Below are 22109 nucleotides of genomic sequence, written 5' to 3' on the forward strand. Positions count from 1 at the left end.
TGAAAAGTTTAATTTCAGACGGCCTATCACTTAAATTTCACTTCCCCAACGGTCAGCCCCGCATCAATACGCAAGGTCGGTTGTCCTACGCCGACGGGTACGCTTTGGCCGTCTTTGCCGCACACGCCCACGCCGCTGTCGAGCGCGGTATCGTTGCCGGCCATGGAAACGTGTTTCAGCACTTCCGAACCGCTGCCGATGATGGTCGCACCTTTGACCGGATATTGCAGCTTGCCGTTTTCAACCCACCACGCTTCGGATGCGGAAAACACGAATTTGCCGCTGGTGATGTCAACTTGCCCGCCGCCGAAATTGACAGCGTAAATGCCTTTATCCACCGATGCGATGATTTCTTGCGGGTCGTAGGCGCCGTTTTCCATAAAGGTGTTGGTCATGCGCGGCATAGGGGCGGAGGCGTAACTTTCACGGCGTCCGTTGCCGGTGGCCGGTACACCCATCAGGCGCGCGTTGGTTTCGTCTTGCATGTAGCCGACCAAAATACCGTCTTCGATCAACACGGTGCGGCGGGTTTCGTTGCCTTCGTCGTCGATATTCAACGAGCCTCGGCGCTCGGCAATGTCGCCTTGGTCAACTACGGTTACGCCTTTGGCTGCTACTTGGTCACCGATGCGGCCGGTAAACACGCTGGTTTCTTTGCGGTTAAAATCGCCTTCCAAGCCATGACCGACGGCTTCGTGCAACAACACGCCCGGCCAACCGTTGCCCAAAACCACGGTCATTTCACCGGCAGGTGCAGGACGCGATTCGAGATTGGTCAGAGCTTGTTTCACGGCGGAATCAACAAACTTTTGCACCAATTGTTCATCAAAACAAGCCAAATCGTAACGGCCGCCGCCCCCGAACCGCCCTGCTCGCGACGGTCGCCCTGCTTAGCAATCACGCTCACATTCAGACGCACCATGGGGCGGATGTCGGCGGCGTGTTTGCCGTCTAAACGCGCGAGATAAATCATGTCGTGTTCGCAGGTCAAACCCGCCATCACTTGCACAATACGCGGATCGGCAGCCTTGGCTAAGGCTTCGACTTTGTTCAACAAAGCTACTTTGGCTGCCGAATCCAAACTGGCAATCGGGTCAATCACGGCATGGACGGGTTTGCCGTACACCGCGCCAGGCACTTTAATGCTTTGCCCGCTCCCCGCCGCCCCAATTACGCGCACGGCTTGGGCTGATCGGTTAATCGAATCGATGTTGAGACTGTCGGCATAGGCAAAGGCTGTTTTATCGCCCGATACGGCACGCACGCCAACGCCTTGGTCAATCTGAAAACTGCCCGATTTCACCATGCCTTCTTCCAAATGCCAGCTTTCATAGGCCGTGCGCTGACAGTAAATATCGGCATAATCGACATGATGCGCGCCGATTAGGCTCAGGCTTTTGGCCAACAATTCTGGTGAAAGTTGATTGGCTTCAAGCAAATCACGTTGTACTTGAAAATAGGTTTGCTGCATGGTTTTCAGACGGCCTTTTCAGAAAAGTTTAATCAAAAGAGTGGTGTGGAATTATACGGTATTTGCACAGGCTTGGGCATGTTGATTGTTTGCTGCTATGTCTGTTTTTATGTTTGAATATCTGAGACACAAAATTTTATTTCTATATAATTCAATTATTTAATAAAAAATTTCCTAGCAAACACACTTTGTTATTGATAATAGTTATTATTATAGTATAATAAAACTCACTCGGCAGCGTCCTGCACCGAGCCATTAAACGACAGAATGAACCCTTATTAATTTTTCCTTAAACTTTGTTCGTCGGCCAATCTCCCTTGCCGATGTCTTTACGGAGTGTGCGTATACGACATATTGACTGTTCCCTTTATCAGATACTCAAAACCGAAAACAGCAAACCCGTTGTCTGGACAACGGGTTTGCTGTTTGATAAGTACATGAAATAAAAAGGCCGGAGCCTTCGCAAAACCTCATGAACCATCAATAAAAAACTAAACAGCCGTCATTTCCGCAAAGGCGGAATCGGGATCCATCTTAAAATTTCAGAAACTTATTTTATTCAATAGTTTGCCATGTTCAAACATGGATTCCCGCCTGCGCGGGAATGACGTCGATTCTTGGTGCCGTGGCTTTTCAGGGAGTTTTGCAAAAGTCCCAAGCCGTCTGAAAACCTCACACATTTTTCAGACGGCCTTGCATTATTTAACTAACGACAGGCTCTCACATTAAGATTACCGTAGCGCCCTACCACATTGCGGATATCTTGTGCATCACGTTCGTTAACCGCCATAAAGGTTACGGTCATGCGCGAGACGCTCAAAGTGCCGTTAGGTGTGCTACCTTTTTCTTCCTGTTCCCAAATACGCGCGCCACCGAAACCGGCACCGGCCAAGCGTGAAATCAGGATTTGTGCAGAAGAACGGCTGCGGGCCACACCGACGCTGATTTCACCGTTGTACACCACACCGGTAAAGCCTTTGCTGTTTAAGTTTTCCAGCTGCGTCACGGCATCGCCGTCGGACGGCAGCAACACGCGGAAGGTTTTATTCACCGCATTTTCGCCTTTTTTGGCCGAACGTTTTTCCACGCTGCGGCTGGCGGCATGCGGCCAACGGGTCAACAGGCCTTTGATGCGATGATAATCGTCTTCATCCATGGAAACGCTGGCGGTAGCAACGCATTGACGCGATGAGTTATCACCCTGTTCGACATTGGCCTGCATTGCCAGTTGAGAATCTGCACCTTTTTGCTGCGCTTCTTTTTCACGCTTGGCTTTTTCTTCACGTGCCTTTTTCTCTTTAGCCAGCTTTTCTTCCCGCTCTTTTTGTTTGCGTGCGGCAATGGCTTCTTCCGATTCAGGCTCCGGAATATCGGCATTGTTTTCCGGCACGCTAACCCACTCCGGCGCGCTGTTTTCAGACGGCGCAACAGGTTGCGGCTCCAAAGAAGCCGGACGTGCCAATTCGTGTGTTCCGCCTTCCAGCGGCGCCTTGGCTGCCTCAGGCTGTTTTTCTGTCATGCGGTGCGCCACCATTCCCCGAATACGATGATATTAAGCGCGACCAACACAGCGAATAACCATTTCATTTTTGTTCTATCCAGTTGAGTAAGCCGTAAATGACGAGATTATCTACAATTTTGACTGTATTGTCCAAAACAAAAGCTTCCGGTAAGGCCTGCACTACTTTGGCCGCACCGCCACCGGTGATGATGACGTCAACTTTTTTTTCCGAGCCGGCTTTTTGTTTCAGACGGCCGTGCATCATTATCAGTGCACCGCACACCGCATCCATCATGCCGCTGGCCAAAGCATTGGATGTGGTCGTCGGGAAAGGATAGACCTTACCGATAGGGCGGTTGAGATTGGCGGTTTTCAGCGCCATCGCTTCTTTCATGAGATGAAAGCCGGGCATAATCGTGCCGCCGAGATAGTGATTGTCGTCAGTCAGCGCATCGGTGGTGACTGCTGTGCCGCAGCTTACCACCACGCAGGCGTTTTGACTGAAACGGCGGCTGCCCAAGGCATTGAACCAACGGTCGGAACCATGTTCAGCCGGATTGCGGTAATGATTGCGCACACCCAAGGCCTGCACCATTGACGGCAGCCATTCGATCGACCGGGACAATTGCTCCGCGACCAAGGCTTTTTTGGTTTCGCCACACACTGCGCATCCCACCACTTTCACCAGGCCGTCTGAACGCTCGCGCCATTCTTCACCCAAGCGGCTCAAATCGCGGTAAGGCGCGCGGCTCACTTCGCTGAACGCGCCGTTTTCCACCCATGCCCATTTCAGTTGGCTGTTGCCACCGTCAAGCAGCAGATAGCGTTCGTTGCGCACAATGGTTTGCGGCAGCGGATTATCATTCGGCCGCAAACTGATTTCGCCACTGACGATGGTTTTTTCACCTGTGTCGGTAGCCAAACGCAACGCGCCCTGCTCGTTTACACCCGATACCGTACCTTCATACACCGCCACGCCGTCCCGCAACAATATGACAGAACGGTTGTGGTCGCGGTTAGCGGCCTGATATTCGCCCAACATTGTATTGAAACCGCTTTGCGCAAAGGCTTCGAACGCCCTGTTTAATTCAGCCAGCAAGGCGCTCATCAATTGGTTAACCGTCGCACCGCGCTGTGAGGCTGTCTGAAACAAAGCCTGTACCGAAGCGGCGTTTTCTACTTCTTTGGGCAACACAAAGTTCACACCGATACCGACCACTGCAACCGTTTGCCCGCCGTTTCGCACGGTTTCGATGAGAATGCCGCCGAGCTTATCTCGCCCGACCACCAAATCATTCGGCCATTTGATTTCCGTGTTCAATCCTAATTTTGCCAAAGCACGGTGACAGGCCAACGCCGCAACCAAGGCCAACGCACTTAATTCGTGCTGCGGCTTCTCAAATGCCCAGCCGAAACTGAACATCAAGCATTCACCCAAACGATGCTGCCAACTGCGCCCCTGACGCCCGCGTCCTTTACTTTGAAAATGCGCCACACACAAAGCTTTGTGTGCTTTTTGTGCCGATTCGCGCGCCAAAGCCAATATTTCATCATTGCTGGAAACGCATTCGTGCTTTAAGGCCGTCTGAAAACCATAAACCTGTGCCAAACGTTGCAAAGCTTCGGCTTCAAACACCGCCAAACGCCGTACCAGTCGCCATTGCCCGTCGTGTTGGCGCAACAAACCGCGAATATGCGGCGGCATTTGCTGCCAAAATCCGTTGAGTTGTTGCGGCTTCACACCGGCCAAACGGCTCAATTGCGACACATGCTGCCGCAAGCCGTCTGAAAGCGCCGCCAATACCTGCCAATGCTGAGGCTTCATGCTGCTCATTTACCGGCTACCTCTGCGGCACGGATTTTCGCCAGTGTTTGCGTGGTGGACGTTTGGTGCAAAAACGGAATCGAATACACCTTGCCGCCACGCGCCAACGTTTCTTGCGAACCGACGATTTTGTCTACCGTCCAATCCCCGCCTTTAACCAAAATATCCGGCTTAACCAACTCAATCAAAGCAGCCGGCATATCGTCATCAAACCACGTCACCACGTCTACGCTGGCCAACGCTGCCGCTACCGCCGCACGATTTTCTAAAGGATTAATCGGGCGGTCGTCACCCTTGCCTTGACGGCGCACGGAACCATCAGTGTTTAAGGCCAAAATCATGGCCGCACCGGTTGCGCGTGCCTGCGCTAAATAGGTAACATGGCCGCGGTGCAAAATATCAAAACAGCCGTTGGTAAACACCAGCGGGCGCGGCAAAGCAGCCAAGCGTTCGACAAGCGCCTCAGGCGGGCAGATTTTTTGCTCAAAATCAGGTAAAGGCCATTCGGACATAATGCATTCCATCGTTTCATTCAGATTAAGGCTATAATACCGAAGCGCCGTGAAAAGGCAAAGCAAAAGGCCGTCTGAAAAGCTTTCAGACGGCCTTTTACGTGTGCTTTTGTGAATTTAATGTGACAAATAAAAAAACCTGCCTTTTAAAGGCAGGTTTTTTTATTTTTGGTCGGGGCGGTGGGATTCGAACTCACGACCCTCTGCTCCCAAAGCAGATGCGCTAACCAGGCTGCGCTACGCCCCGATATAGATGGGGTGGCTAATGGGGCTCGAACCCACGACAACCGGAATCACAATCCGGGGCTCTACCAACTGAGCTATAGCCACCGTAAACTTTTTGGCACGCCCGACAGGAATCGAACCTGTAACCCCCGACTTAGAAGGTCGGTGCTCTATCCGGTTGAGCTACGGGCGCTCATGCCGTTACGTGCTGAAAACTGGTGTGGTCGGGGCGGTGGGATTCGAACTCACGACCCTCTGCTCCCAAAGCAGATGCGCTAACCAGGCTGCGCTACGCCCCGACTGGAAGTGTCAGACTATACTGATTTTCGAAAATAACGTCAACCTTTACGGTTAACATTTTTTTAAAATTTCATTTATCTGATTATTTTTATTTAAAATTTAATTCCTGTCACCATTATTTTACCTCCTGTAAATATTCAGGCCGTCTGAAAAATAATCACCATAAAATTGAAGATAAATAATGCAAAAAGGGGCTTAAAAATGAGATAATTACCCGATTTTCCATTTTATCCCTTCCCTGGCAACGAGAGAGTAAACATGACTGCTCAATTAATTAACGGTAAAGAAGTTTCCCAACAGCGCTTGGCGGCAGTCGCCCAAGCAGTCGGACAACGCACAGCAGCCGGCTTGCGTACACCTTGTCTGGCCGTAGTTTTGGTCGGCGACGACCCCGCCAGCGCGGTTTATGTGCGCAACAAAAAAACTGCCTGTCAAAAATCAGGCATTGCTTCTTTATCTTACGAATTACCTGCCGAAGCCGCGCAAGACCAATTACTGAAACTGGTGGACGAATTAAACGCTAATCCTGAAGTGGACGGCATTTTGGTGCAACTGCCTTTGCCGAAACACATCGACAGCCAAGCTGTATTGGAGCGCATTTTGCCGCATAAAGACGTAGACGGCTTCCACCCTTACAACGTCGGCCGTTTAGCCGTAAAAATGCCGCTGATGCGCCCGTGTACTCCTAAAGGCGTGATGACGCTTCTTGAATCCTATCGCATTAATCCAAAAGGAAAAAAAGCCGTGATTGTCGGTGCATCCAACATCGTCGGCAGACCGCAGGCTTTGGAATTGCTGCTGGCACGCGCAACCGTTACCGTCTGCCACAGCGCAACGGAAAACCTGGCCGACGAAGTGGCACAAGCCGATATTTTGGTGGTGGGCGTGGGCATTCCGAACTTTGTCAAAGGCGAATGGGTAAAACCGGGTGCCGTAGTAATTGACGTGGGTATCAACCGTCTGGAAGACGGCAGCTTGTGCGGCGATGTGGAATTTGATGTCGCAAAAGAACGTGCAGCCATGATTACCCCTGTACCCGGCGGCGTCGGCCCTATGACGATTGCCACTCTTTTGGAAAACACCTTACACGCCGCTCAATTGCATGATTAAAGGTTGAACCACCACTCTCAATTTTCAATAAGCGCTTCATCACATTAAAAAGCCGTCTGAAAAATTTTTGCAAACCTTTCAGACGGCCTTTCAGTTATTGCTACTTTAATTTAGAAGAAGATTTCACGCCATGACAGACGGCGGATACCGCAGATTCGGCCGTCGACATCAAAGCTACTTCCTTTATTCGTCAACAACACACGGACTGCTTCCCGGCTGAAACATTTATTGTTCGGCACTTCAGTATCCGCGGCTTTCAACGGCTGATCGGTACCGGAACCGCCGCTGTCACCGTCACGCGTTACAGGCGAATCATTCCGCTTGGTCGAATCCATAAACGTGAAGCTGATAATGCCCGGCTGGCGCAAGCCTGCGTAAGAATAATCCTTGCCGGCCTGATTATCTTTAATAAACCGTACATAACCGCTGCGCTTGTCCGGCTGCCCGCCCGTTTCGGCATTGACGCCCAAAAGCATGGTCGAGCTGGCCGTAGCTGTTTCTGTCGTTTCAGGAATACACGGATCCCCGTTATTCGAGACTTTAGTAGTCTCGGTTTTATATTTTCGCGCCGTAATTACAGCGGTACGCAAAATCATTGTCGGCTTGACCACTACGCGCTCGCCGCCTGCGGACAAATCAATTTTCCAGCCTTTTTTACCTTCCGGCATCTTATTGCTGCTTAAGGTATAGGCATCGGTTTCGATCGTTTTCGCTTTATCCTCAGGATCGGGAATGCTGACCTTGCCGGAACTTAAAGTCTGCAACAACAAGTCAGCAGAATTTGCAGCAACAGCTTCGGCATTCAAATCGTCAAAAATACCGTAAACAGCCTGTTGGTCGGTATTATTGCGGTCATCTTGGTAAATATCGCTTCCCGTACCGAAAATCACTACATATTTATTGCGGGAACGGCGGGATACGGCAGGTGCGGCAGTAACCGGCTGCTTGGCATCGCCGGCATAAATGCGTGCAACTTTCCAATCGGCCGGTTTTTCCCCGCGCAAATCAAAGCGGTACATATTGCCGCCGTAATCGCCCGCATAGGCCGCATCAACCACGCCGTCAAAGTCGGTATCGACCAAAGTTGGAGCGGACAAGCCGCCTATGCCGTCTGAAACTTCGATTTTGCGGATCAACGAACCTGCCGCCGTACCGCCTGTTTTGCCGCTGTCGGCCTCCTGACCCAACATATCGTAAACATACAGCGCGGTTTCATTAGTTTTGCCTTCAACCTCGCCTTTTACGCGGTAGCCGCTGGACAAAAAGCCTGCGTAGCGTACATTTTCAGTCAGACTGACAGCACCGTCCGGACGCGCAACCGAGATACGGCCGATTTGCGGCGTGCCGACGGTATAACCCAATGTATTGCCTGCACCTTTTGCAGTTTCAAACAGCGGAACGCTGTACAAAACAGAAGTACCGTCCAAGCCTACCTTCGAATTATCAGAACGATCCACGCCGCCAATGTTCAGCGCATATGCACCACGGCCGCCCTGACCCATCGCGCCGAACAGGAAAGAACGTTGGCCGGTTTTGCTACTGTCGGAAGATTTGGCAGTGCGGCGCACGACGATACCGCCGTTGACCATATAGCGGTGCGGAATTTCCTTTCCGTATTTCTCATGCGCCACATCTTTCAGGTATTTGCCCATTGTTGTAGCATTGCCTGCATCGTCGTCGCGATCCATACCCGCCGGAATATAGCTGATTTTCAAATCATACGGATTCGTGCTGCTATTTTGACTGCGGAAAAGATGAACCATGCCGTCGTTGGCCGCCGTTACCAAAAATTCGTTACGGCCGTTGACTTGATCGCCGACGGTATGCAGCGAACTGTCGAGAATATCGCCCAAATTCCGGCGCACTGTTTCGCGCACGCGGTAAGGCTGGCTGTAGTTATTGGCAATGGCGGTATTTTTCAAACTATTGTCGTCGCCGCGTCGCGCCGTCCATTCCAACAGTACTTTTTTCCACTCCAACTGATCGGCCGGCGTACCGCCGCCGATACCGAAATCGGTATTGGTTTTGTCTTTATCCGTGAGACTGCCGATAAAATAATTTTTTTGTCCGTCGTTCAGAATGGTTTGGCGGTTACCAAACGAAGGTTCTCCGAATACTGCGGTATTGACCGAGCCGTTGGGATTGATTTGGTAAAATTTCAGACGGCTGCTCCAAGTACCGCTGTCAACCTCCACCACGCCTGCCGATGTCGACTGGCCGGGATTGGTAAGTGCGGGCGCAGTGCTGCCGGCACCCTCTATGGCAACCGGTGCATTGTCGGCTTCAATGTTGGCAAAGATTTTACTGAAGGCGCTGACCAAACCATCTGAATCAGTCGCATTAAAATACCCCCCGTTCAAAGAAGTCGCCGCACCGTGCTCCAAGTACGTCTTGCCGCGCTCACTGATTCCGCTGCCGAAGCCGACGGTAAAGGTTTCAATCAACTGCTTTTCATACCGGCTTTTGCCGCTGCTGTCTTTAGGGTCGGCGGCATCGCCATTCCAGCTTTTACCGGCTTTATCCAACCCCAAGGTTTTAAAATCCTTGGCAAGCAATTTATGGCTGAAAAAGCGCAAACCATTATTCTGATCCCAAAAAGTATCATAAGGCCCTCCCTGATCACGCGCACAATATCCTGCCTCCTGCGGCAGCCCGAAATAACCCTCATCATCCTCATCTTTCGGATAAGCGAAAGGGGTATGTGGCACATAAAGCGCACGGTCAGATTCGAAATCCGGAGCGCGGTTTACCCGCGAATTCCAGTCGCAACTCAAGTTGGCATCACCGTCGGACATCAGGACAATATAGTTTTTCTGACAACGGTACTGCGTTTGCCCGCGCATCAGCTTGGATACCTCGTAATAGCGGCGCGTGGTCGGCGTACCGCCTTTAGCCACCAAACGGCCGACATGCTGTTTGACCGTTTCGTGATTATCGGTATATCCGCTCATATCGGACGAGTTGTTCAGCGTTTGAAATCCCCAGTTGACCGAATCGGTATATTTGTCCAATACGGCATTAAGTGCGCTTTTGGTAACTTGCAAACGGCTGCGCCCCGCATCCGGAACCCGCTCCCTCATACTGCCCGAATCGTCAATCAGCAACATCACGTTCGGCTTAACGGCCACGCTGCTGCTTTTTCTCTCGTTCTGCAGATACAAAGGCACATCGGCAAACTGCTTATTTGCCGCCGCATCCGCAGCACCCAGCAACGCCAATGCAGACAATACGCAGCGGCTGATGATACGCTGCTTGATCAAAATCGGTTTATCGTTTGTTTTCATAATGTGTCGGCCTTATGAACGATAGTTTTAACAATATCGTTTTTGTTAGAAAATGCGTTGATTTTAGCATATTTAAATTACATCCCATGAGTGTTCCTGTTGATTTGGCTTGACTTATGACAAAAATGAAACAATCATGCCTTTTTCAGACTAGCAGATATGGTTAACTTTACCCCAAGCAAAACGTGACCGTACGTTCTATTTGAAAGGCCGTCTGAAAACGTGGAATTTTTACGTAGGTTGGGGCGTGACCCAGCGATTTCTTAAATTTCACGGTTTTGTTGGGTTTGGCAACCCAACCTGCGGCGTTGCCAAAATTTCAAAGGCCGTCTGAAAACTCAAAATGCCGCGGGCTGGACTGGACACCCGCTGCACGCACAATTTTTGGATTTATGGCAGCCGATGGTTTTTAAAGGGATTGTGGTGGGTATGAATACCCACCCTGCCGCTTTTTCGGGTTGGGCAAACATTAGAATTTGCTCCGTTGATTCTTTTCATTATTTTCATGGCATTTGTGTGCGGGAAACGAAACGGCCGTTTATCCTTTTTTCCGTCATCCGCCCTTTTTTAGGCTTGAACGCAACGGCGTTTTCGCTTAGAATACATTGCTTCTACGGCATAAACGGAAATGCCTGAAAAAGCACGTAACGCATGTTCCCCATTGCGCAGCGTGTTTTTTTTTAACCGCATTTTGACGGCGGCGAATATACGGTTATTCGTCCAGGCAGTCTGAAAAAACATATTTAAACTTGCAGCGCGGGCAAATACCGTCCTAAAACGAAGGCCGTCTGAAAAGACGTAACTTTTCAGACGGCCTCATATCAAACATTTCAATCTCAGCAAGACAGGAATCCATCATGACGACTCCGGCACTTTTGGTTCTCGCCGACGGCAGCGTTTTCCGCGGCACATCAATCGGTTATCACGGTTCGACTTCGGGCGAAGTCGTGTTCAACACTTCCATGACCGGCTATCAGGAAATCCTGACCGACCCGTCTTACTGCAAACAAATCGTTACCCTCACCTATCCGCACATCGGCAACACGGGCGCGAACGGCGAAGATACGGAAAGCCGCACCGTTTACGCCGCCGGCCTGATTATCCGCGACCTGCCGCTTTTACACAGCAATTTCCGTGCCGCCGAAAGCCTGCAAGAGTATTTGGTACGCAACCAAACCGTTGCCATCGCCGACATCGATACCCGCCGCCTGACCCGCATTTTGCGTGATAAAGGTGCGCAAGCCGGTGCAATCTTGACCGGCACGGACGCCACCGAAGAAAAAGCGCAAGAATTGATTGCTGCGTTCGGCAGCATGGTGGGGAAGGATTTGGCTAAAGAAGTGACCTGTGCCGAAACCTACGAATGGACGGAAGGTGAATGGAAGCTGGGTCAAGGTTTTGCCACCCCAGAAAAACAGCCTTACCATGTGGTTGTTTATGATTTCGGCGTGAAAACCAATATCCTGCGCATGCTGGCTGAACGCGGCTGCCGCCTGACGGTCGTTCCGGCGCAAACCCCTGCGGCAGATGTGTTGGCCATGAATCCCGACGGCGTGTTCTTATCCAACGGCCCGGGCGACCCTGAGCCTTGCGACTACGCCATCAAAGCAACCCAAGAGATTTTGACCAGTAAAAAACCGGTATTCGGTATTTGCTTGGGTCACCAATTATTGGGCTTGGCAGTGGGTGGCAAAACCCGCAAAATGCCGTTCGGCCACCACGGCGCCAACCATCCGGTGCAAAACCTGGAAAACGGCCGCGTGATGATCACCAGCCAAAACCACGGTTTCGAAGTGGACGCAGACACGCTGCCTGAAAATGTGAAAGTGACCCACCGCTCATTGTTTGACGGCTCGCTGCAAGGCATTGAATTGACCGACCAAGCGGCATTCAGCTTCCAAGGCCACCCTGAAGCCGGCCCGGGCCCGCATGATGTGGCTTATCTGTTTGATAAATTTATCGACAGCTTGAAAACGGCTAAAGCGTAAAGCTGCGTGTTCAGACGGCCTCTAAATGGGATAAAAAAAGGCCGTCTGAAAAATAACAACCCCACCTCAAAATAAATATTAAAACCATTCTGATGGCGGCTTCACGCATATTCAAAGGCCGTCTGAAAAGCCCCTATTGCTTCAGACGGCATGTTCATCAAGAGGAGAAACGAACATCAAATCCCTGCTCGCACAAAAAGACATCGAATTCAGCTTGCGCCGCTACGGTATTGACGCGCTGAACTTCATGGCGCTCGGCCTGTTCGGCTCGCTGATTATCGGCCTGATTTTAAAAACCGTCGGCGGCTGGACAAACCTGCCTTGGCTGGTTGAAATCGGCGGCCAAGCGCAAGCCGGTATGGGGCGGCCATCGGCGTGGGTGTGGCCTATGCCCTGAAAGCCCCGCCGCTGGTCTTATTCTCCGGCACCATCATCGGCTTGGCCGGTGCGGCACTGGGCGGGCCTGCCGGCTGCTTTATCGCAGTTGCCATCGGCACCGAAACCGGCAAACTGGTGAGCAAAACCACACCGGTTGACATCATCGCTACCCCCGCCGCTACCTTAATCAGCGGCATAGCCGCCTCCCAATTTGTCGGCCCCTTATCGCCACCGCCATGGCCCAAACCGGCGCGCTGATTATGTGGGCAGTCGAATTGCAGCCTGTGCTGATGGGCATGGTTGTCGCGGTGTTGATGGGCATGATTCTGACCCTGCCCATTTCCAGCGCCGCCATTGCCATCTCCCTGTCACTCAGCGGCCTGGCGGCAGGCGCAGCCACCGTCGGCTGCTGCGCGCAAATGGTCGGTTTCGCCGTGATGGGTTTTAAAGAAAACCGCTGGTCTGGCTTACTCAGCCAAGGCTTGGGCACCAGTATGCTGCAAATGCCGAATATCGTGAAAAACCCGCTGATTTGGATTCCGCCCACACTCAGCGGCGCAATTTTAGGCCCTGTCGCCACCGTCGGCTTTCAAATGAGCAACATCCCCGGCGGCGCGGGTATGGGCACCAGCGGCTTAGTCGGCCAAGCCGGCACCATCAACGCCATGGGCAACGCCCCGACCGTTTGGCTGGGAATTGTGCTGCTGCATTTTGTACTACCTGCGGTTTTAACGCTCATCATCGCCGCGTTTATGCGCAAAAAAGGCTGGATTAAGGATGGGGATTTGAAGCTGGATGTTTGAAATTTCAGACGGCCTTGCTTTTGAATATCAAGGACAACACCGTAGGTTGGGTTGCCAAACCCAACAAAAATGATTGGGCTGAATTTAAAGTAATGATTTGTGGCGCATTGAATCTCAAATTCAAAACACCCAAGCAAATGAAACACAGGAACCGCCATGCGATACCGCCGCGCCTTTACCAGAGGCGGCTGTTTCTTCACCCTTGCCCTGCAAGACACGAAACAAGGTACGCTTGTGCGGCATATTGACGAATTAAGACAGGCATTTCATGCGGTTAAAAAAACGGCATCCTTTTGAAATCATTGCCGTATGCGTTTTACCCGAACACCTGCATTTATTGTCAGGCTGCCTGAAAACGACAGCGGCTGCCCGGTAAGGCTGCGTTTAATCAAAGCCAGATTTCCGCAAGCCATGCCGAAAACCGAAACCGCCTCCCGTCGCGCCTCCGCAAAAACGAACGCGGTATTTGGCAGCGGCATTATTGAAAACACGAAATCCGTGATGAGCGCGATTTGAATACACATATTGATTATATTCATTTCAATCCGTCAAACACGGATATGTAACACGCGTTGCAGATTGTCCGTATTCGTCGTTTCACCGGTATGTGGCAAACGGGATCTTGCCGAAAGATTGGGGGCAACGGCGCGGAAATTGAAGGAAATCTTGGGGAGTAAAGGTAGATTGGGTTGTCAAACCCAACAAGACCGTTGAATTTTAAGAAATTGTTGGATCATGACCCAACCTACGCAGAAATCCAATGTTTTTTCAGACGGCCTTTGAAACTTCAGCAACACCGTAGGTTGGCTTGCCTAACCCAACGAAACCTTGAATTGAAGAAATTGTTGGGTCATGACCCAACCTGCGCTCAACTCATGAAATAAAGGAGGCTGCTGTAATGAAGTACCTTTTTACGTTTATTCCCTCATTGATACTTTGTGCTTGTACAGCTATCAATACGAAAACCCATACCGAGTGGATACAAAAAGCGGAAATATCATCAGGATCAATAAGTCTTGAAACCCGGCAGGGGAAAAAATTCATGTTTCAAAATAAAGCATTAAAATCAGAACAAGAAAAGTTTGCGGCCTTTACTCAAAAATACCAATCAAAAATTACAGGCAGCTCCCTGCAAGCATATACAGACAACACTGCATATGGTTTTCCAAAAGCTGAAATTCAATATTGGATTTTCCTGAATAAATCATTGCTCAATCCCAAAGAATTAGCAGATTTGCATCAACACTACCAAGCACAAGAAGAAGCCCCTGATAAAATATATGTCCGCTTTTATGCAAAAGATGGATACGTATTGGATTTACGCTATTTTAGTGGCACTTCCCCTTTGGATAACAAATATACCCTATCCCACCCGTTACCCATACAAATCAACGTTAAAGATAAACAGCCCGCACCGGTTGGCAATATGCTGATTATCGGATTTTTCCCATTCATCATGATGTATGGTTGCGCCACCGGTTCATGTATATAAATCGCGTTTTAGTCCTAACCTGTTTTCAGGCAGCCTGAAAAACATTACCCACATAAAAAATCAACTTAAGAAAAGAAAGACCCACTATGCCCAAACGTACCGACCTAAAATCCATCTTAATCATCGGCGCCGGCCCGATTGTCATCGGCCAAGCCTGCGAATTTGACTATTCGGGCGCTCAAGCCTGTAAAGCCTTGCGCGAAGAAGGCTATAAAGTCATTCTGGTGAACTCGAATCCGGCCACCATCATGACCGACCCCGATATGGCCGATGTGACCTACATTGAGCCGATTACTTGGCAGACGGTGGAAAAAATCATCGCCAAAGAGCGCCCTGACGCGGTATTGCCGACCATGGGCGGCCAAACGGCGCTGAACTGTGCGCTGGATTTGGCGCGCAACGGTGTGCTGGCGAAATACAATGTCGAATTGATTGGTGCAACCGAAGATGCCATCGACAAAGCCGAAGACCGCGGCCGCTTTAAAGAAGCAATGGCGAAAATCGGTTTGCATTGCCCGAAATCGTTTGTCTGCCACACCATGAACGAAGCCCTTGCGGCGCAAGAACAAGTCGGCTTCCCCACCCTAATCCGCCCGTCTTTCACCATGGGCGGTTCGGGTGGCGGCATTGCCTACAATAAAGACGAATTTCTGGCGATTTGCGAACGCGGTTTTGACGCTTCGCCCACGCATGAACTGCTGATTGAGCAATCGGTACTCGGCTGGAAAGAGTACGAAATGGAAGTGGTGCGCGACAAAAACGACAACTGCATCATCATCTGTTCGATTGAAAACTTCGACCCGATGGGCGTGCACACCGGCGACTCCATCACCGTTGCCCCTGCGCAAACGCTGACCGACAAAGAATACCAAATCATGCGTAATGCCTCTTTGGCGGTGTTGCGCGAAATCGGCGTGGACACCGGCGGCTCCAACGTTCAATTCGCCATCAATCCTAAAAACGGCGAAATGATTGTGATTGAGATGAACCCGCGCGTATCGCGTTCGTCTGCATTGGCTTCTAAGGCCACCGGCTTCCCGATTGCCAAAGTAGCGGCGAAATTGGCCGTAGGCTTTACTTTGGACGAATTGCAAAACGACATCACCGGCGGCCGCACGCCTGCATCGTTTGAGCCGTCAATCGACTATGTGATTACCAAAATCCCGCGCTTTGCCTTTGAAAAATTCCCCGCCGCCGACGACCGCCTGACCACGCAGATGAAATCCGTAGGCGAAGTGATGGCGATGGGGCGCACCATTCAAGAATCGTTCCAAAAAGCCTTGCGCGGCCTGGAAACGGGTTTGTGCGGTTTTAATCCGCGCTCGGCCGACAAATCGGAAATCCGCCGCGAATTGGCAAATCCCGGCTCTGAACGTATGCTGTTTGTGGCCGATGCCTTCCGCGCCGGTTTCACCATCGCCGAAATCCACGAAATCTGCGCCATCGACCCTTGGTTCTTGGCTCAAATCGAAAACTTGGTGCAAGAAGAGCAAAAAGTTTCAGACGGCCGTTTGGCTGATTTGGACTACGCCGCCCTACGCCGTCTGAAACGCAAAGGCTTCTCCGACAAACGCTTGGCGCAATTATTAAACATCAGCGAAAAAGAAGTGCGCGAACACCGCTATGCCTTGAACCTGCATCCGGTGTACAAACGTGTCGACACCTGCGCGGCCGAATTTGCCACCGACACCGCTTACCTGTATTCGACTTACGAAGAAGAATGCGAAGCGCGCCCGAGTGGCCGCAAAAAAGTGATGATTCTCGGCGGCGGCCCGAACCGCATCGGCCAAGGTATTGAGTTTGACTACTGCTGCGTACACGCCGCTCTGTCGCTGCGCGAATCGGGTTTTGAAACCATCATGGTCAACTGTAACCCCGAAACAGTTTCCACCGATTTTGACACTTCCGACCGCCTGTATTTTGAGCCGCTGACTTTGGAAGACGTGTTGGAAATCGTGCGCAAAGAAAACCCGTGGGGCGTGATTGTGCATTACGGCGGCCAAACCCCGCTGAAACTGGCCAATGCCTTGGTGGAAAACGGCGTAAACATCATCGGCACATCCGCCGACAGCATTGATGCCGCCGAAGACCGCGAACGCTTCCAAAAAGTGCTCAACGAGCTCGGCCTGCGCCAACCGCCGAACCGCACCGCACGCAACGAAGAAGAAGCCCTTGTTTTAGCGGAAGAAATCGGCTATCCGCTGGTGGTACGCCCGTCTTACGTATTGGGCGGCCGCGCCATGCAGGTGGTGCATACCCAAGAACAATTGAAAACCTATATGCGCGAAGCCGTACAGGTTTCCGAAGACAGCCCCGTACTGCTCGACTTCTTCCTGAACAACGCGATTGAAGTAGACGTGGACTGCGTTTCAGACGGCATCAATGTCGTCATCGGCGGCATCATGCAGCACGTTGAACAGGCCGGCATCCATTCGGGCGACTCAGGCTGCTCATTGCCGCCTTATTCGTTGAGCCAAGACATTCAAGACGAAATCCGCCGCCAAACCAAAGCCATGGCCTACGCGCTGAACGTAGTCGGTCTGATGAACGTACAGTTCGCCGTGCAGGACGGCGTGGTGTTCGTCTTGGAAGTGAACCCGCGCGCCTCGCGTACCGTGCCGTTCGTTTCCAAAGCCACTTCCGTGCCGCTCGCCAAAGTCGGCGCGCGCGCCATGGCAGGTATTTCGCTGAAAGAGCAAGGTGTTGAAAAAGAAGTGATTCCCGACTTCTACGCCGTCAAAGAAGCCGTCTTCCCCTTCATCAAATTCCCCGGTGTGGACACCATCTTAGGCCCTGAAATGCGCTCAACTGGCGAAGTGATGGGCGTGGGCGCGAGCTTCGGCGAAGCCTACTACAAAGCGCAGCAGGGCGCAGGCGAACGCTTACCGGACAGCGGCAAAGTCTTCTTGGCCGTGCGCGACGAAGACAAACCGCTGCTGACCAAAACCGCAGAAAACTTCCAAGCCTTGGGCTACGAAATCATCGCCACACGCGGCACCGCAGCCTACTTGAAAGAACAAGGCATTGAAGTCGGCGTGGTGAACAAAGTGCTGGAAGGCCGTCCGCACATCGTTGACGCCATCAAAAACGGCGAAATCGCCTTGGTGGTGAACACCGTGGCCAGCGATCCGCAATCGGTTGCCGACAGCCACAGCATCCGCCGCACCTCCCTGACCCAACGCGTGCCGCAATACACCACCATCGCCGGTGGCGAAGCCATGAGCGAAGGCGCTAAAAGCCGCGATCACTTGGGTGTGTACAGCGTACAGGAATTACATGGCCGTCTGAAAAAATAAGGTAGTGGTCGGATGATAAAAGGCCGTCTGAAAGATTAATCTTTCAGACGGCCTTTTATCATCCGACCACTACTTCAACACAATACGCTCACAAATCCAAAACCAAGCGCTCCGAACGCGCGCGGGAACAACACGGTGTGAAGATTTTGCCTTCGGCGCGTTCTTCTTCAGTGAGGAACTGGTCGCGGTGTAGGGCTTTTCCTTCGATCAGCTTGGTCAGGCAGGTGCCACAAATACCTTCTTCACAAGAAACGGGCACGAAATAGCCTGCTTCTTCCAAGACTTGTGTGATGCTTTTGTCGGCGGGGACATCAATGACTGCACCGTCGCTGGCGATCTGAATTTGAAACGGGCGGTTTGCCGATTCGTCCAAAGGAGCGGCTTGGAATAATTCGCGGTGCAGGTTTTCAGACGGCCAGCCTTTTTCTGAGACCGTCTGAAACACAGCGTCCATAAAACCTAATGGGCCACAGGTGTAAAGATGCAGGCCTTCTGCCGGCGCTTCGACCATGCGTTGCAACAGCTCGGGCGAGGTACGCGGGCTTTGGAACACCAGCTCGACTTTGTCGGCCACGTCGGCCTGTTGCAGGCGTTCGGCAAAAATAGCGTCGGCTTCGTCGCGGCAGAAGTAATACAGCTTCACGTCTATGCTCTGTTGCAACAAGGCATCAAACATGGCCATCAGCGGCGTAATACCGATGCCGCCGGCAAACAGCAAGGCGCGCTGTTGGTTTTCAGCCAAGGGGAACAGGTTGCGCGGTTTGCTAATCTCGATCGTATCGCCAACTTGAATCTGCTCGTGGATGTACTGCGAGCCGCCGCGTGAGGTTTCGTCGCGCAACACAGCGATGCGGTATTGGTTATCCGTCATCGGGTATTGGCAAAGCGAATACTGGCGGACAAGGCCGTTGCCGAGATTCAGGTCGATGTGTGCGCCGGCGGTGTAATCCGGCAGGCTGCCACCTGCTTCGGGCTTCAAGGTTATCAGCTTGACTTTGCTGCCGTAACTGCGCACTTCGGCCACATACACTTTCATGATTCGGCTCCGCTGGTTTGGCCCGCTTGTTCAGCTTGGATTTTTTTGTCGATGATTTTACGCGCTTGCACGCCGCCGGAATCGATGTTCAGCATCAATAAGCGGCGCTCGGGCTGTCCGCTCAGGTTTTGCTGCTGTTTCTCCAGCATTTCCAAATCTTCACTGAAAATCTTGCCTTGGCCTTCACGGATTTGGCGCGTGGTTTCTTCGTCTTGCACATCGAAATGGCGCGCCATACCCCAAGAAATACCAATGCGAGTTATCGGTTTCGGGCGTGATGAAATCGACCACAATGCTGGATACTTTACGCTCTTCCGGCGCATGATAACCGCCGTGCCCTGCTTTGGCCACGCCCACTTCGATGTGCACGTTGCTCGGCAGATGGAAATGGCAGCGCTGCCATCGGTCGACCAATTGCGTTTCGTCCAAACCTTTGGAACGCATACACGATTGCCAGAAAGGCGCGGCGCGTAAATGTTTTCCATATTGCGCTCAAGCGTCACCACATCGCCTTTTACGGTAGTTTTCAGCGGGGTTTCATCGATTTCTTTCTGACCAATACTGCTGGCGTGAACATAGGTTTCATGAGTCAAATCCATCAAGTTATCGATCATCAGCCGGTAATCGGCTTTGATGTGATACAGGCCGCCATACGCCCATTCGTCGCTTTCCGCCCATTCCAAATAAGGCAGCAATGATTCGTCGGCGCTCTCTTTTTCGCCCGCCCAAAACCAGATAAAACCGTATTTTTCAACCACGGCATATGCGCGGATACACGGGAAACCTTGTACTCGCTGCATAGGCATGGCTTGCGGTTTGCCTTTGCAGTCAAGCGCCAAGCCGTGATAGCCGCACACCAAATTGCCGTCGCGCACAAAGCCTAACGACAACGGAGCGCCACGGTGCGGGCAAAAGTCTTCCACAGCGGCAATACCGTCTTTGCCGCGGAACAAAACGATTTTTTCATTGCAGATGGTACGACCCAGCGGCTTATCGCCGACTTCTTCGCTGCGTGCGGCAACATACCAGGCATTGCGGATAAAAGTAGGGGCGGTGGTCATGAGTTGCTCCTTTGTCTCTTGAGTTTTGTGGTTTTTATTGGTTTATGGCAGGCTGTCTGAAATATTCAGACGGCCTGCTGTTTCTCGTTGAGAAAAATTTAATCGACAAGTGCAAGAGCTGTCAACAAAATTGTATCCAAAAAATTTTAGGCTTAACATTTAATTTAAAATTTTAATTTTTAAATTAAATAAAATCATTGACTTAATTTTATCAATATTATTTTAAAAGCAATATCATGAAAAAGTCATTGATTTTTGTATCCAATTTAGCTATTGTTTTTTCATCGGACTCACCGGTGACAAGCCTTTGAATCCGACACAAAAAAACAATATTTTCTTGCGGAGAGAAACCATGAATACCGCAACACTCAAGCAGCAAATCGATCAAAAGCCCATGAATGCTTTTCAATGGTCGGTGGTTACCATCTGCATCTGTCTCAACATCATCGACGGTTTTGATGTCTTGGTGATGGCATTTACCGCCTCGGCGGTTGCCAAAGAATGGGGCTGTCGGGCTCGGAAATCGGCCTGCTCAGCTCAGGCTTATTCGGCATGGCCGCCGGCTCGCTTACGCTGGCGCCGCAAGCCGACAAATTCGGCCGCAAGCCGGCGATTTTATTGTCGCTGGTGGTGGTATCAGTCGGCATAATCTTAAGCAGCTTCAGCACTTCCGCTTTAGAACTGGGCATTTTGCGCTTTAGAACTGGGCATTTTGCGCTTTATCACCGGCTTAGGTATCGGCGGCATCTTAGCCAGCAGCAACGTGTTAACCAGCGAATTCTCATCTGCCAAATGGCGCAGCCTGACCATCAGCCTGCAATCAGCGGGCTACGGAATCGGCGCAACCGGCGGTGGTTTGGTGTCGATGTATCTAATCAAAACTTACGGCTGGCAATCGGTTTTCCTGTTCGGCGGCCTGCTTTCTACCACCTTCATTTTTGTGGTGTTGCTGCGCCTGCCCGAATCATTGGAATTTCTGCTGTCGCAACAGCCCAAAGCCGCATTAGCCAAAGCGCAAAAACTCACTGCCAAGCTCAGTTTGCCGCGCCTTGAGACTTTACCGCCCAAACCTCAATTGAGCCGACAAGCTCCTTCCGGCTTCGGCAGCCTGTTTGGCGAGGGCAAAACCATGCCGACGCTGATGATTTGGGCGGCGTTTTTCCTGGTAATGTTTGCGTTTTACTGCATTTTGAGTTGGACACCGAAGCTGCTGACCGGTGCGGGCATGACTGCCGAACAAGGCATCAGCGCCGGCATTTGGATGGATATCGGCTCGATGTTCGGCGCAGTATTAATCGGCTTCTTGGGCACACGTTTCAACATCAAAACCGTGCATGCCGTATTCCTGCTGCTCACCGCACTGCTGACGCTTACCTTCGCCCAAAGCCTGTCGCAGCTCACTTTGGCCATGGCCTTGGCGTTTTTTCTCGGCAGCTTTGCCAACGGCTCGGTGGCCGGTTTGTACGCCGTGGCACCGACGCTGTACGAATCTGCCAACCGCGCCCGCGGTGTCGGCACGGCCATCACACTCGGCCGTGCCGGCAGCATTGTATCGCCGATGATTATCGGCATCCTTCTCGATGCCGGTTGGCAGCCGGTGGGCTTGTTTTACCTGAATGCGGTGGTATTTGCCTTGGCAATTTTGGCCGTATTAAAAATAAGAAAACTCAAGCCGGTTTGATATAATTGCGTCTCGCTCAGGCCGTCTGAAAACAGCAAACGAAACAGTTTTATCACCGTTTCGTTTCGGCCTTTCAGACGGCCTATTTAATGGATACTCATCATGAAGAAAAAAATCTATTTATTATGCGGCTTATTGTGTGACGC

General features: G+C 51.5%; 12 protein-coding genes, 4 tRNA genes and 4 pseudogenes. 9 read left to right on the forward strand and 11 right to left on the reverse strand.

Annotated elements, in window-relative coordinates; translation table 11 throughout:
• Positions 1 to 26: 26 nt before the first annotated feature.
• From tldD to CGZ65_RS12360, 8 genes and pseudogenes are all read right to left on the reverse strand, one after another.
• Positions 27 to 1471: pseudogene (gene tldD / locus CGZ65_RS12325) on the reverse strand (metalloprotease TldD).
• A gap of 706 nt (positions 1472 to 2177) precedes the next feature.
• Positions 2178 to 3058: pseudogene (locus tag CGZ65_RS12330) on the reverse strand (cell division protein).
• Positions 3055 to 4806, reverse strand: a complete 1752-nt coding sequence (locus CGZ65_RS12335) for a bifunctional biotin--[acetyl-CoA-carboxylase] ligase/type III pantothenate kinase (protein WP_096296025.1) — start codon at positions 4804 to 4806, stop codon at positions 3055 to 3057. Before CGZ65_RS12335 ends, CGZ65_RS12330 begins: the two are co-directional and overlap by 4 nt.
• On the reverse strand, positions 4803 to 5309 hold the full coding sequence (locus tag CGZ65_RS12340) for an adenylyltransferase/cytidyltransferase family protein (protein ID WP_096296198.1): 507 nt from the start codon (positions 5307 to 5309) through the stop codon (positions 4803 to 4805). Before CGZ65_RS12340 ends, CGZ65_RS12335 begins: the two co-directional genes overlap by 4 nt.
• Before the next feature lie 169 nt (positions 5310 to 5478).
• Positions 5479 to 5556, reverse strand: a tRNA-Pro gene (locus tag CGZ65_RS12345).
• 7 nt (positions 5557 to 5563) lie between these two features.
• Positions 5564 to 5639: transfer RNA gene (locus tag CGZ65_RS12350), tRNA-His, on the reverse strand.
• 11 nt (positions 5640 to 5650) lie between these two features.
• A tRNA-Arg gene (locus CGZ65_RS12355) sits at positions 5651 to 5727 on the reverse strand.
• 28 nt (positions 5728 to 5755) lie between these two features.
• Positions 5756 to 5833, reverse strand: a tRNA-Pro gene (locus CGZ65_RS12360).
• Between the two features lie 259 nt (positions 5834 to 6092).
• Between CGZ65_RS12360 and folD the strand changes: the two genes are divergently transcribed.
• Positions 6093 to 6944: a bifunctional methylenetetrahydrofolate dehydrogenase/methenyltetrahydrofolate cyclohydrolase FolD gene (gene folD / locus CGZ65_RS12365; RefSeq protein ID WP_096296026.1), complete on the forward strand. Its 852-nt coding sequence runs from the start codon at positions 6093 to 6095 to the stop codon at positions 6942 to 6944.
• Positions 6945 to 7054: 110 nt separating this feature from the next.
• Here the strand turns inward: folD and pilC are convergent, their stop codons facing one another.
• On the reverse strand, positions 7055 to 10228 hold the full coding sequence (pilC, locus tag CGZ65_RS12370) for a PilC family type IV pilus tip adhesin (protein ID WP_096296027.1): 3174 nt from the start codon (positions 10226 to 10228) through the stop codon (positions 7055 to 7057).
• An 857-nt stretch (positions 10229 to 11085) separates the two neighbouring features.
• Here pilC and carA point away from each other — a divergent pair.
• The 6 genes and pseudogenes from carA to carB all read left to right on the forward strand — a co-directional run bounded on the left by carA (position 11086) and on the right by carB (position 18185).
• Positions 11086 to 12216 (forward strand): glutamine-hydrolyzing carbamoyl-phosphate synthase small subunit, encoded by a 1131-nt coding sequence (gene carA / locus CGZ65_RS12375; protein WP_096296028.1) that lies wholly within the window; start codon positions 11086 to 11088, stop codon positions 12214 to 12216.
• Positions 12217 to 12352: 136 nt separating this feature from the next.
• On the forward strand, positions 12353 to 12613 hold the full coding sequence (locus CGZ65_RS14470) for a hypothetical protein (protein WP_232507456.1): 261 nt from the start codon (positions 12353 to 12355) through the stop codon (positions 12611 to 12613).
• Positions 12598 to 13397, forward strand: a pseudogene (locus tag CGZ65_RS12380) (PTS transporter subunit IIC). The gene CGZ65_RS14470 and the pseudogene CGZ65_RS12380 overlap by 16 nt, the downstream one beginning before the upstream one ends.
• 309 nt (positions 13398 to 13706) lie before the next feature.
• A complete protein-coding gene (locus CGZ65_RS14475; protein ID WP_232507457.1) occupies positions 13707 to 13913 on the forward strand; it encodes a hypothetical protein in 207 nt (68 codons plus the stop codon).
• A 382-nt stretch (positions 13914 to 14295) separates the two neighbouring features.
• Entirely contained in the window at positions 14296 to 14889 is a 594-nt protein-coding gene (locus CGZ65_RS12390; protein WP_096296029.1) for a hypothetical protein, read from the forward strand.
• An 86-nt stretch (positions 14890 to 14975) separates the two neighbouring features.
• Entirely contained in the window at positions 14976 to 18185 is a 3210-nt protein-coding gene (carB, locus tag CGZ65_RS12395; protein WP_096296030.1) for a carbamoyl-phosphate synthase large subunit, read from the forward strand.
• Between the two features lie 88 nt (positions 18186 to 18273).
• Here carB and CGZ65_RS12400 read toward each other — a convergent pair whose 3' ends face one another.
• Both CGZ65_RS12400 and CGZ65_RS12405 read right to left on the reverse strand, forming a co-directional pair.
• Complete coding sequence (locus CGZ65_RS12400) at positions 18274 to 19221, reverse strand: PDR/VanB family oxidoreductase (RefSeq protein WP_096296031.1); 948 nt, start codon at positions 19219 to 19221, stop codon at positions 18274 to 18276.
• Positions 19218 to 20282, reverse strand: a complete 1065-nt coding sequence (locus CGZ65_RS12405; RefSeq protein WP_232507458.1) for an aromatic ring-hydroxylating oxygenase subunit alpha — start codon at positions 20280 to 20282, stop codon at positions 19218 to 19220. Before CGZ65_RS12405 ends, CGZ65_RS12400 begins: the two co-directional genes overlap by 4 nt.
• Positions 20283 to 20834: 552 nt before the next feature.
• Between CGZ65_RS12405 and CGZ65_RS15315 the strand changes: the two are divergent.
• Both CGZ65_RS15315 and CGZ65_RS12410 read left to right on the forward strand, forming a co-directional pair.
• A pseudogene (locus tag CGZ65_RS15315) lies at positions 20835 to 20906 on the forward strand (hypothetical protein); the annotation flags it as partial.
• An 88-nt stretch (positions 20907 to 20994) separates the two neighbouring features.
• Positions 20995 to 21963, forward strand: coding sequence for an MFS transporter (locus CGZ65_RS12410; RefSeq protein WP_198345299.1), 969 nt, complete (start codon positions 20995 to 20997; stop codon positions 21961 to 21963).
• Positions 21964 to 22109: the final 146 nt, after the last annotated feature.

The sequence above is a fragment of the Neisseria weixii genome (genome assembly GCF_002327085.1).
Classification (GTDB): domain Bacteria; phylum Pseudomonadota; class Gammaproteobacteria; order Burkholderiales; family Neisseriaceae; genus Neisseria; species Neisseria weixii.